Source organism: Moraxella sp. ZY210820 (assembly GCF_030674635.1).
Classification (GTDB): Bacteria; Pseudomonadota; Gammaproteobacteria; order Pseudomonadales; family Moraxellaceae; genus Acinetobacter.
The window spans coordinates 2,334,947-2,348,112 of sequence record NZ_CP089978.1 but is presented as its reverse complement, the minus strand read 5'-3'; the positions used below and the strand labels follow the sequence as shown (position 1 = coordinate 2,348,112).

Below are 13,166 nucleotides of genomic sequence, written 5' to 3'. Positions count from 1 at the left end.
CCACAACAAGTTGTTCTTCTGAAAGAGTTTATCTGAGGGTCTATAGCTCAGTTGGTTAGAGCACACGCTTGATAAGCGTGGGGTCATAAGTTCAAGTCTTATTAGACCCACCACTAATTGCAAGCACTTTAAAGTGCAAGTAGTTAAAAATATAGATGGTAAGATAAATGAAAAGCTATGGGGACTTAGCTTAGTTGGTAGAGCGCCTGCTTTGCACGCAGGAGGTCAGGAGTTCGACTCTCCTAGTCTCCACCATAAGTGAGGAATAGCAAAGATTAATAATCTTAGTCCGAACACAAGATAAAAATCTATGATTTTTCTGTACGGTATAGATTAAATGATTTATTTGATTGAATAAATTAGTTATTATGTTATAATAATTAACTTATGCAATTAAGTTCACTAAGTAAAGAAATTAGTGAGTAATTAAAGCATAAAATTTAAGTGATACTGATGAGGTATTACAGTTTTATAAGTGATAACACAGGTTAAAGCTATAAAACATCATTCATTAACAGCAAGAATTGAGTCTGAAAATAATTGTTCACTCAATAGATTGAAGTAGTCGTAAGATGAAAAGATTTAATTGAGGACTAGCAAAAACTGAATCAAGCGTTTTGGAATAGATTGTGTGACTTTAAGTTGAAAGAATGAATAGATATTTTAAAATATTTATTTAAACGACAATTTGGGGTTGTATAGTCAAGTGAATAAGTGCATACGGTGGATGCCTAGGCAATCAGAGGCGAAGAAAGACGTTGTAGCCTGCGAAAAGCGTCGGGGAGTTGGCAAACAAGCATTGATCCGGCGATGTCTGAATGGGGGAACCCACCTACCATAAGGTAGGTATCATTAACTGAATCCATAGGTTAATGAAGCGAACGAGGGGAAGTGAAACATCTCAGTACCCTTAGGAAAAGAAATCAATTGAGATTCCCTTAGTAGCGGCGAGCGAAAGGGGAGTAGCCCATAAAGTTTTATATAGTTTAGTGGAACGCTCTGGGAAGTGCGAACGTAGAGGGTGATATTCCCGTACACGAAAGGCTATATAAGATGATGACGAGTAGGGCGAGGCACGTGAAACCTTGTCTGAATATGGGGGGACCATCCTCCAAGGCTAAATACTCCTGATTGACCGATAGTGAACCAGTACCGTGAGGGAAAGGCGAAAAGAACCCCTGTGAGGGGAGTGAAATAGATCCTGAAACCGTATGCATACAAGCAGTAGGAGCATACATTGTTATGTGACTGCGTACCTTTTGTATAATGGGTCAGCGACTTATATTTTGTAGCAAGGTTAACCGCATAGGGGAGCCGTAGAGAAATCGAGTCTGAATAGGGCGTTAAGTTGCAAGGTATAGACCCGAAACCGGGTGATCTATCCATGAGCAGGTTGAAGGTTGGGTAACACTAACTGGAGGACCGAACCCACTGTCGTTGAAAAGCCAGGGGATGACTTGTGGATAGGGGTGAAAGGCTAATCAAACTCGGTGATAGCTGGTTCTCCCCGAAAGCTATTTAGGTAGCGCCTCGGACGAATACCATTGGGGGTAGAGCACTGTTTCGGCTAGGGGGTCATCCCGACTTACCAAACCGATGCAAACTCCGAATACCGATGAGTACTATCCGGGAGACAGACTATGGGTGCTAACGTCCATAGTCAAGAGGAAAACAATCCAGACCGCCAGCTAAGGCCCCAAAATCATAGTTAAGTGGGAAACGATGTGGGAAGGCATAGACAGCTAGGAGGTTGGCTTAGAAGCAGCCACCCTTTAAAGAAAGCGTAATAGCTCACTAGTCGAGTCGGCCTGCGCGGAAGATGTAACGGGGCTAAAACTATGTGCCGAAGCTGCGGATTTACATTTTATGTAAGTGGTAGGGGAGCGTTCTGTAAGCCAAAGAAGGTGGGTTGAGAAGCCCGCTGGAGGTATCAGAAGTGCGAATGCTGACGTGAGTAACGACAAAACGGGTGAAAAACCCGTTCGCTGAAAGACCAAGGGTTCCAGTCCAACGTTAATCGGGGCTGGGTGAGTCGACCCCTAAGGCGAGGCCGAGAGGCGTAGTCGATGGGAAATTGGTTAATATTCCAATACTTCTGTGTAATGCGATGAGAGGACGGAGAAAGTTAAGTCAGCCTGGCGTTGGTTGTCCAGGTGGAAGGTTGTAGGCATGTATCTTAGGCAAATCCGGGGTACTCTATGCTGAGAACTGATAGCAAGCTATACTTGTATAGCAAAGTGGCTGATACTCTGCTTCCAAGAAAAGTCTCTAAGCTTCAGTTACACAGGAATCGTACCCGAAACCGACACAGGTGGTCAGGTCGAGTAGACCAAAGCGCTTGAGAGAACTCTGCTGAAGGAACTAGGCAAAATGGTACCGTAACTTCGGGAGAAGGTACACTGTTGTTGGTGATGGGACTTGCTCCTTGAGCTGACGACAGTCGCAGAAACCAGGCCGCTGCAACTGTTTATTAAAAACATAGCACTCTGCAAACACGAAAGTGGACGTATAGGGTGTGATGCCTGCCCGGTGCTGGAAGGTTAATTGATGTGGTTAGCGCAAGCGAAGCTATTGATCGAAGCCCCAGTAAACGGCGGCCGTAACTATAACGGTCCTAAGGTAGCGAAATTCCTTGTCGGGTAAGTTCCGACCTGCACGAATGGCATAATGATGGCGGCGCTGTCTCCAGCAGAGACTCAGTGAAATCGAAATCGCTGTGAAGATGCAGTGTACCCGCGGCTAGACGGAAAGACCCCGTGAACCTTTACTACAGCTTGACATTGAACTTTGACCTTACTTGTGTAGGATAGGTGGGAGGCTTAGAAGCAGAGACGCCAGTTTCTGTGGAGCCATCCTTGAAATACCACCCTGGTAATGTTGAGGTTCTAACTCAGTCCCCTAATCGGGGACGAGGACCATGTCTGGTGGGTAGTTTGACTGGGGCGGTCTCCTCCTAAAGAGTAACGGAGGAGTACGAAGGTGCGCTCAGCGTGGTCGGAAATCACGCAAAGAGTATAAAGGCAAAAGCGCGCTTAACTGCGAGACCCACAAGTCGAGCAGGTACGAAAGTAGGTCTTAGTGATCCGGTGGTTCTGTATGGAAGGGCCATCGCTCAACGGATAAAAGGTACTCTGGGGATAACAGGCTGATACCGCCCAAGAGTTCATATCGACGGCGGTGTTTGGCACCTCGATGTCGGCTCATCTCATCCTGGGGCTGAAGCAGGTCCCAAGGGTATGGCTGTTCGCCATTTAAAGAGGTACGCGAGCTGGGTTTAGAACGTCGTGAGACAGTTCGGTCCCTATCTACCGTGGGCGTTGGAAATTTGAGAGGATCTGCTCCTAGTACGAGAGGACCAGAGTGGACGAACCTCTGGTGTACCGGTTGTCACGCCAGTGGCATCGCCGGGTAGCTATGTTCGGAAGGGATAACCGCTGAAAGCATCTAAGCGGGAAGCCTACCTCAAGATGAGATTTCCCTAGTAATTTAATTACTCTAAAGAGCCGTTCAAGACTAGGACGTTGATAGGTTGGATGTGGAAGCATGGCGACATGTGAAGCTGACCAATACTAATTGCTCGTGTGGCTTGACTATACAACACCCAAGTTGTTGTATAAACACAATAATCCAAAATAAATGTGAAAACTTGATTCAGAAAATGCAATGAACAAAACAACTCAGCTCAATACTCGCTGTACCAGTTTCGTTGGCGACCATAGCAAGTGTGAACCACCTGATCCCTTCCCGAACTCAGAAGTGAAACCACTTAGCGCTGATGGTAGTGTGGTGTTAACCATGTGAGAGTAAGTCATCGCCAACTCCTTTTTAAATAAAAACCTTCAATCAAATAAATAATGGTTGAAGGTTTTTTTATTATGAAAGATAGTAAAATAATAGGATATTTTTTTAATTATTAGGTTAATCTATAAAAGTAGTAGGAATTAAGTTCGCTTTAAGTTTAGGTTGTTGTAAAATTTGAGATAAGGTATATTGATTGAGACTGTTATAAAATTGTTGTAATGCTTGGTCTAAAATAGGTTTTAAACCACAAGCAGGTCTTAATATACAAGGTGGCTCAGAACAATTAATAACAGGTGGGTCATCTTGTAAAATTCTTACTATTTCACCTAAAGGTAAATCAAGTACACTAGGATGAATTGTTAAACCTCCATTTTTTCCACGCATAGTAGTCAGCCATTGTTGTTTAGCCATAAAATGTACGATTTTCATCAAATGGTTTTGTGAAATTTGTAAGTATTGAGCAAGTTCAGCGATAGTATAAAGTTGTTCACGTGGCTGAGCGATATGCAATAAAATACGCAATGCATAGTCAGTAAATTTAGTAAGTTGCATAATTTATTATCACAAAATTTATGTTAGTTAAGGTTAATATAAAATTAGAAAACTAATCTTATCTTTTAATTATAGCTTAAAATGGTGGGTTATTTACAAAAATATAGAGAATATATTAGTAAAATTATTGACGAAGTTCACAAAATTGTTCAATATGTAGCATCTAAATTTTAATATAATGTGAGATTATGATGTTGCAATCTATACACAAATTATCGCTACTTGCTGTTGGCAGTATGTTGTTTTTAACCGCTTGTAGCACGACAAATGTCAAACCGAGTTATGTATCGCCATCAAAATATCAGGCGTTAGATTGCTCACAATTACAAGCAGAATATCAACGTATTGAACAGTATATTGCAAGTGGTGTACAAGGTTCATCATCACGTGTTGGTACAGGGATTGGTATTGGTTTAGGTGGCGGTTGGAGTAGTGGAGGTGGCTGGGGTGTAATACCTTCTATCTCTATTAATATGGGTCAAGCAACTTCAACTAAGCGTTCAGAAACAGCACGTTTATTAGGTGAACAAGACGCTATTGCACAAGCAGCAAAGTTTAAAAACTGTTCTGTGAATTTAGCAACTCAAAGTGAAAAGCAAGCACAAAAATAATATTTTGTTAAAAAATCCGTATAATTAAAAACTATACGGATTTTTGTTGATAGAAATTTTAAGTTGAATGATTAGCGACACGTTGTTGAATACGTTTAGCGGTTTGATAGCTTTCTTCAACATGAGCATCAGCAATTTTTTTCATAATAATATAACCTAAAGTTGCTGCAACCATCTGCCCACCTAAAGGAATAAATTTAGTCACTTGTTTTGTAACCATTTTAGTCATAAAACCTTGTAGCGATGATTTGACAGCAATACGTGAAGCGACTAAACCTGTAAATTCAACGCCACGTTTGCGTAATTCATCCCAATAGATTGTTTTGGTGTGTGGATCATAGACTGTTACTCGTTCTTTACTTAAACCAAAACGTTCATTAATTTCAGGAATCAATTGAGATAAGATGCCTGCATCAATTAAAGCATCTAAAAAAGGTACAGGAATAACAGCAACCCCTGCTGAAATATAAGCACGCTTTTTGACTAACTCTAAACATTCTCTACGAATTTGCTCAAGATTAACATCTGGTGCAATATAATCCTGTGTGTGATTTTGGGTTGTATTCATGGTGTACTCTCAATAATCTATGCTCTTACTATAATGGGTGCATTGTGTTAAAAAATCAAATTTATTTTTGTGGTATTTTTATGATATTATTTTATTTATTTATGAATATGTTGTAGTTGTGTCCTATGTCGTTAAATATTACTCAAAGTCATCAAATTGAAACTTTATTTCAGGTATTGGCATTACAATTACAGCAACCATCATCAACCATTTTTGATTTACGTCATATTGTTATACCTAATTTAGCGGTAAAACAATGGCTTATTCAACGTATTGCTCAACAATTTGGGATTTGTAGTCAAATTTATTGGCATCAAAATGTCAATGAATTACAATGGTTTTTATATCAGGCAGTCGAGCAAGATAAGGATAAAGTACGTAGAGCTAATTTGCCACGTGTCGTGATGAAATGGCAGATTTATCAATATTTATTGACAATGGTACAATCAGCACAAATGGATTTAACATCGGAACAACACGTTTTTGAGCCGATTATTCAGCGTATTTATGATTATAGTCAAACGATTATTGATGAACAGCAAGCACGTTTAAAACGTCAGCAAATGGCGTATTGGTTAAGTCATCAAATTACTCATGTATTTCAACAGTATATGCGTTATCGACCGACTTGGTTGCAGTTATGGACGCACAATCAGCCCTTAAATATTGAACCTTTATTACAGCAAGATAGTGATATTCCTGCAGAATATATGCAACAACAACTCAATAAAGCACAAAAATTAGCGAGTTGGCAACAGGCATTGTGGTTTTCGTTATTTGCTGAACATCATACCACGATTGAACAGATTAAACAGCAATTTTTCTATACAGCAAATTTAACTGAACAGTTACCATCAACCATTTATATTTTTACCTTATTGGATTTAGCACCAAGTGAATGGCAATTTTTACAACAACTTGCACAGCATACACAAGTGGAAGTGTATCATTTAACGGTTACGCAAGAATATTGGGCGGATAGTGTCGATCCACGTTGGAAAGCCCAGCATGACTTAAAATTACAACAGCGTTTACAAGCAAAGTATCAAAAAAATATTGCTGATGATATTGGAGCATATCAATTTAATGTAGAGCAAGGTTTTGATGCTCAATTACGTGAAGATAGACATCCAATTTTAACTCGTTTTGGTAAGCAAGCTCGTGATAATTTTAGTTTGCTAGTGGAATTATCTGGCGGAGAAAGTGGTGGAGAATGGACGGATTTATTTGGACAATATAGCGATGATGGCGAAATATTGAATGAAGGGCCTGAGTTCGCATCGACATTGTTGGGGCAATTACAACAAGATATATTTTATCTGATGAGACCTGAACCACAAAGTTATGTTTTATCGCCTGATGATACATCAATACAAATTCATGCTTGTCATTCTACTTTACGTCAATTAGAAATATTAAAAGAACAATTAATGTTGTGGTTGGCACAACATACACCACAACAACCACGTTATTTGCATGATATTTTAGTTTTAGTACCCAATATCCAAGATGTAGAGCCACTCATTCGTAGTGTATTTGTTGGGAAAGATAGTCCACCGATTAGTATTTCTGGCATTGTGCCATTGCCGATACGCACGGTATGGCAATCGTTGATTTTTCCAATGATTTGGTCTCGTGGACGTTTTACTTTAGATGATTTAATTGATTGGTTAAATTTGTCTGCGACTAAACGTTATTATCAGTTACAAGATGAACAAATTGAACGTATTGCACAATTATTACAATCAGCAGGGTTTAGACGTGGTTTTGATGCGATACATTTAAGTCAAACTTTAGAGCAAAATGACCATGATTATCGCTACAGTTTTAAATATGCCTTAGACCGTTTAGCAATGGGTGTTGCGGTTGATAGAGAAAATATTTGCCCTGTTACATTGGAGCAATGGCAAAATCCTTATATCATGAGTAGTGCTGATGTACACCTTACTGATGCTGAATTAATCGGAATTTTATTAGAAATTTATCAACGTTTTGCTGAGCGTCGTGATTATTTAGAGCGTTATGATGTCTTAGCCGAGCGATGGTTAGCAATTTTGTTAGATGATATTCAACAATTACAACAAAAAGGTGTTGAATATACGCAACAACTGTATCAAGTGGTCAAACAATATGACCGTATGTTGTCATTAACTTATAATTATGAACAAATGGAGCAAGAAAGTTTTAGCTTGAAAAATTTATATTTACCATTGTGGGATATTTTGCAAGAAATTCAACAAAAATTAGAAAGTTTACAAGAAGATATTCAATTTACAGGTAAAATTTGTTTTGGGCAAATTGGTAAAGTGCGTTTATTGCCTTATCAATTAATCGCGTTACTGAATATGGATAGTGGTATTTTCCCAAATCGAGAATATCCGCAAGTTTTTGATTTATTGCATTATGTGCGTAATCAATTAGGCGACCGTTCACGTTTGGAAGACCATCAAGGGGCATTTTTAGATGCGATTTTGCACGCTCAACAACAAGTGTGGTTTTTCTATACCGCTTTTGATGTTGAAAATAGTGAATTATTAGAGCCATCAACAGTATTATTAGAATTTGTACAGCATTTGGAACAAGTGATACAGCAACCCAACTATGAACAACATGATGAAACTGATAGTTTTTTAACCAAAGAATTAGGCGTGAGTACAGCATTAGAGCCAATTTATTATCGCCATTCCGCTCAACCATTTATTCCTGCGTCTTATAGTAAATATGCGGCAAAACGTCCTTTTAGTCATTGGTATGCGTTGGCACAAATTTTAAATCATGGTGTGCAAAGTCAGAATTTTAATGTATTCCAAAGTGTATCGATGGAGATGTGGGACTTATCATTATCACAAAAATTATATGAGACACCACGTCAATGGTCGGAATTAATACAACGTTATCAATTAGATACACAACAAGTGATTCAACTCAATAGCCGACATTGGGCGAAAGAATTACGTCACCCAGCACAATTATTTTTAAAGCATTTTAATATTAGTAATGCACAAGGTGATGAGCATTTAAATGCATTTGAACCATTGATTTTAAATAGTCTAGAAAAATATCAGGTTTTGGACCGTATCATGCAACAGCATGATGAACAAGCCATATCATTTGATAGTGCACAAATTGATTTACATTTAGAGCCATTATTGCCTGTGGGTAAATTAAAATACAGTTATTGGCAAGATACGGTGAATATCTATCAACAAATGCAACAAATATTGCACAAGTTAGATTTGATGGAAACATCAACCTTACAGAAAATTTGGCAGTTTGCACCGCAATTACAATTCACTTGCACGTTACCACAAGATTTAAGTACAACGGTTTGGGCGAGAATTTTGCCGAATAGTTTATCCGCCAGTCAGCGTTTAGCAGTGTGGATTGATTATTTATTATGGTTAGCTTATTTAGATGCCGATGAGACAAGTCGAGATTATCACATGGTATGTGTGTTTAAAAATGGTGTATTGACCCAATCAGGTTTAAGTAGTGATGAAGCAAAACAACAATTATTAGCGTGGTTGGATTTATATTTTGCAGGACAACGTATGCCGATTATTTTGCCAGCAGGTTTATTATTAGATAAAGATATAAAAAAAGAACAAGATTGGCAAGATGGAAAATTGAATCCACAAGTCTATGAAAGCCTTGATAAAAAACGCAATAATAGTTTCCATCATAATAGTTATGTCAAAGAACATGAAGCTGAACACCCAGATTGGCAGTTAGTTTTACAAGGTTTTACGCAATCACAAGCATTATTTTATCGTTGTTTGGAGCAATATAGTCATTTGTATTATCCAATTTGGCAATATCAAATATTATCTTAATGATAAATAAACTAAGTACATAGATAAAGGTTCATGATTATGCACAAACAAATTCATTATTCAGTACAGCCGATTCAAGATATAACGATGACAGGGATTCATTGGATTAGTGCATCTGCGGGGACAGGAAAAACTTTTACTTTATCGAGCGTGATTGTACGCTTATTATTAGAACAATATTTGCCGAAACAAATTATCGTAACCACATTTACCCGTAAAGCAGCCAATGAATTAAGGGGGCGTATTCGTGGTCGTTTACAAGAAACCTTAAAATTATTATTACAAATACAAAACCAACAACTAACGATTGATGAATTTATTGCACAAGATGACCCTTTATATGTAAAAATTGGACGTGATTTGCAGGCTGAATTATTATCTTTAAACCATGTCATTGAGCGTTTAAAAATTATTCTTGATGTATATGATGAATTATATATTGGCACTTTAGATAGTTTTACGCAAAAAATCTTGCGTGAATTTGCTTTTGAAAGTGGGCAATTACAGCAAGTACAAATTAGTGAGCAACAAAAAGAATATATTAGTGAAATTTTACACGATAGTTTGCGTGCATGGATTGAGCAACAACCGCAAGATTTGATTACTTATTTACATCAACAACAGGTTTTACAATCACCTGAAACTTATATTTCTACAGTGTTAAATAGTTTGAATTTTACATCGGCACAATGGCAAAGTGTTGCACAACCAAGTGTTTGGGAAAATTTTGATTTGGTGCAACAAGTTGAATCATTATCGATGATTCATGTTGATGATTTAAGACAAATAGCACCCTTAGTTACTGAATTTATTAAAGAATCAGGTCGTTCAACCAATAAGGTTAAATTTAATACATTCATGCAAATATTAGCTAATCAACGCTATGATGAATTGCACCGTGATAAAGATTTAACGTTACTCAAATTACGCTATGGATTTAAAAAAGCCATACCACAAGAATTAGAACAACAATTTTTAGCCCATCCGTTGTGGGCAAAGTTAGATGAAATTATTGAGCAAAAACAGCGGAATGATCGCTTAATTGAACAATATCGAGCTTATTTGCAATATTATTTAATTCAAAGTGTGCAACAGAAATTATCGCAACGTTTAATGACAGAGCAAGAAACTACGTTTACTGAGCAAGTACAACATTTAGCTCAAGCGGTACAAAATGAATTGTGTGCTCAAGTGGTACAACAGCGTTATCCTGTGATTTTAGTTGATGAATTTCAAGATACCAATCATTATCAAGATAGTATTGTACAACGTATTTGGCGAGATAAAGCACGTTACCATCGTGGTTGTTGTATTATGGTGGGTGATGATAAACAGGCGATTTATGGCTTTCGTGGCGGTGATATGCTGACTTATAATCAGGCACGGCATGAAATTGAACAATTATATCAACAAAATCAATCACATATTTATTTTTATACTTTAGAACAAAATCATCGTACTATTCCTAATCTGGTGATGGCGGTCGATGCGTTATTTCAACGTAATATTGATTTTGGTGAGCAAGTCATTTATCGTCCTATTCAAGCAGGTAAACGTCCACATGACCGACTGGTTGAAAAAATCAATGGACAAATTTTGGTGAATCATCAACCAATGCGATGGCTTAATACGACCAAACCAAAGGCAAAATCTGAAAAGGATAGTGATATTTCACTATATGCTTATAATGATTTAGATCAAATTTCATGGCAAATTCAACATATTTTGCAACAATCGGAACAAGGCAATTTATATTTTGAGTTGGAAAAATATAATTATCAAAAAATACGTCCTGTTGATGTTAATGATATTGCGGTTTTGGTAAGTAGTAATAATCAAGCACTCACTTTAGCTGATTATTTACGCCGTGCCAATATTCCGTGCATTATTCAATCTAATCAAAGTGTATTTAATAGTGGTCTAGCTCGTGATGTTGGACACGTTTTAACCGCTATTTTAAATCCGTATCGTGAAGATAAAATTAAACGTGCCTTGATGACGCAATTATTTGCTTGCTCGATTCAAAAAATTCAAGAGCTGGAACAGCAACAAAAATTAAGCGATTATATGCAATCTTTTGCCGAAGCTAAACAACAATGGCAACAATATGGTTTTTTAAATACTTGGCAACGCTTTTTATTAGAACATGGGATTTGGCAAAATTTAATGTATGCACCAGACTATGAACGTGAACGTTTGGTTATTAATTTACGTCATATTACAGATATTCTGGCACATTATAGTACGGTGTATGATGGACAAAATCGTTTATTGTCATGGTATCAAAAACAACTGAATGCCCCACAAGAACGAGAATGGGAAATTGAACGCAAATTAAGCCAAGCACAAGGCGTGCAAATTATGACCATTCACAAGTCAAAAGGTTTGGAATTTAGACTCGTGTTTTTGATGAGTGATATAAGCGTTAAATTAGATGAGCATCTTGTTTATTCGGTACATGAACAACAGCGAACCATACACATTAAGGGTCAAGCAAATGAACAACAACTAGAACAAAATTTACAACGTAGTTTAAGTGAAAATCATCGTTTGTGGTATGTGGCATTAACACGTGCAAGTTATCGTTTATATTTGTGCGTGAAAGATAGTGGTAAATCTTTTGATGCTAAAGTTGGTGTGAATTATTGGCGATTGGCAGAAAATCAAGCAGAATTTAACCATGTAGAATCAGTTGAATTACCATTAATTGCGGATAATCCACAATTTCGTTATAGCGTACAACAGCAAGAGGATACGATTCAAGTACCACAAAAAGTCTATGTGCAACAACGAGAATATAGCAAAACCAGTTTTACTGCATTGGCCTTAGGACAAGTGTATGGACAAGCTGATCCATTTAGCGAGCCACAATTAGAAGAGATTGATTTTGATGCTAACGATGATATGAATTATATTGATGAATTTATCGTCAATGATGAGCAAGAAACAGCTTTAGCTCCGATACAACATTTATTTCCACGTGGTAAATCAGCAGGGACGTTATTGCATGGTTTGTTTGAAAAAATTGATGTGCAACAGCAAAGTACATGGCAAAGTGAAATTCAGCGACAATTTAAAAATGACTATTTATTGTTGAATAGTGCCTTATGGCAACATTACCAACAGCAATTATTGGGCGAACAGTCTATGAATGACTTAGACCATCAAACCTTGATTGCATTAGAACATCAAGTAAAACAACAATTCATGTTTGATATGCAACAGTGGATAGCACAAGTTGTTGGTGTGCCATTGGTGAATAATTTAGCGTTAGTACATATTCCAATGAAACATAAAATAATGGAATTAAAATTTTATTTAGCTTTAAAAAACAGTAATTTAGCGATAAAGCGTATTGAACAATTATTTGCCGAATATGGAATGAATTTACAGCTCAATGTCCAAGAAACAGCTCGCTATCTGGAAGGAGCAATTGATATGGTATTTTTTGATGGGCAACGTTATCATATTTTAGATTATAAAAGTAATTATTTAGGCGATAAATTTGCTGATTATCAAACGCAGGCTTTAGCACAAGATATGACCAAACATCAATATTGGTTACAAGCGAGTTTGTATTTGGTCGCGATACATCGTTATTTACAAGCCCATTTAGTGAATTATGATATAGAGCAACATTTAGGTATGGCACATTATGTGTATTTGCGTGGGGTCAATGGACAAATCGGACAAGGTGTCTATAGTTGGCAAGCTGATATTGAATTTTTACTACGTTTAGATGCGTTATTGGGTTATCATGAAAAAGCAAATCAAAATTTAAGTGTTTGATTTTTATAATAT

5 protein-coding genes, 2 tRNA genes and 2 rRNA genes are annotated in these 13,166 nt (G+C 37.3%); 7 read left to right on the top strand and 2 right to left on the bottom strand.

From position 1 onward, the window contains the following. Nucleotides 1-36: 36 nt before the first annotated feature. From LU301_RS11765 to rrf, 4 genes are all read left to right on the top strand, one after another. Nucleotides 37-113 (top strand) — tRNA-Ile (locus LU301_RS11765). A 66-nt stretch (nucleotides 114-179) separates the two neighbouring features. Beyond that, nucleotides 180-255: transfer RNA gene (locus LU301_RS11760), tRNA-Ala, on the top strand. 445 nt (nucleotides 256-700) lie between these two features. Then, nucleotides 701-3,594 (top strand): 23S ribosomal RNA (locus LU301_RS11755). Between the two features lie 111 nt (nucleotides 3,595-3,705). Then, nucleotides 3,706-3,820, top strand: a 5S ribosomal RNA gene (rrf, locus tag LU301_RS11750). 98 nt (nucleotides 3,821-3,918) lie between these two features. Here rrf and LU301_RS11745 read toward each other — a convergent pair. Beyond that, entirely contained in the window at nucleotides 3,919-4,353 is a 435-nt protein-coding gene (locus tag LU301_RS11745) for an RrF2 family transcriptional regulator (protein ID WP_305271102.1), read from the bottom strand. 191 nt (nucleotides 4,354-4,544) lie between these two features. Between LU301_RS11745 and LU301_RS11740 the strand changes: the two genes are divergently transcribed. Then, nucleotides 4,545-4,964, top strand: a complete 420-nt coding sequence (locus tag LU301_RS11740) for a hypothetical protein (RefSeq protein WP_305271099.1) — start codon at nucleotides 4,545-4,547, stop codon at nucleotides 4,962-4,964. A 58-nt stretch (nucleotides 4,965-5,022) separates the two neighbouring features. Here the strand turns inward: LU301_RS11740 and LU301_RS11735 are convergent, their stop codons facing one another. Then, complete coding sequence (locus LU301_RS11735; protein WP_305271096.1) at nucleotides 5,023-5,532, bottom strand: hypothetical protein; 510 nt, start codon at nucleotides 5,530-5,532, stop codon at nucleotides 5,023-5,025. 125 nt (nucleotides 5,533-5,657) lie between these two features. On the opposite strand from LU301_RS11735, the gene LU301_RS11730 reads away from it, so the two are divergent. Both LU301_RS11730 and LU301_RS11725 read left to right on the top strand, forming a co-directional pair. Further along, nucleotides 5,658-9,365 (top strand): exodeoxyribonuclease V subunit gamma, encoded by a 3,708-nt coding sequence (locus LU301_RS11730; protein ID WP_305271094.1) that lies wholly within the window; start codon nucleotides 5,658-5,660, stop codon nucleotides 9,363-9,365. 39 nt (nucleotides 9,366-9,404) lie between these two features. Beyond that, nucleotides 9,405-13,154: a UvrD-helicase domain-containing protein gene (locus LU301_RS11725; protein WP_305271091.1), complete on the top strand. Its 3,750-nt coding sequence runs from the start codon at nucleotides 9,405-9,407 to the stop codon at nucleotides 13,152-13,154. Nucleotides 13,155-13,166: the final 12 nt, after the last annotated feature.

Bases quoted from the DNA above. Each gene is read 5' to 3' on its own strand.
- LU301_RS11745 (WP_305271102.1), bottom strand. From the start codon at position 4,353: ATGCAACTTACTAAATTTACTGACTATGCATTGCGTATTTTATTGCAT.
- LU301_RS11740 (WP_305271099.1), top strand. From the start codon at position 4,545: ATGTTGCAATCTATACACAAATTATCGCTACTTGCTGTTGGCAGTATG.
- LU301_RS11735 (WP_305271096.1), bottom strand. From the start codon at position 5,532: ATGAATACAACCCAAAATCACACACAGGATTATATTGCACCAGATGTT.
- LU301_RS11730 (WP_305271094.1), top strand. From the start codon at position 5,658: ATGTCGTTAAATATTACTCAAAGTCATCAAATTGAAACTTTATTTCAG.
- LU301_RS11725 (WP_305271091.1), top strand. From the start codon at position 9,405: ATGCACAAACAAATTCATTATTCAGTACAGCCGATTCAAGATATAACG.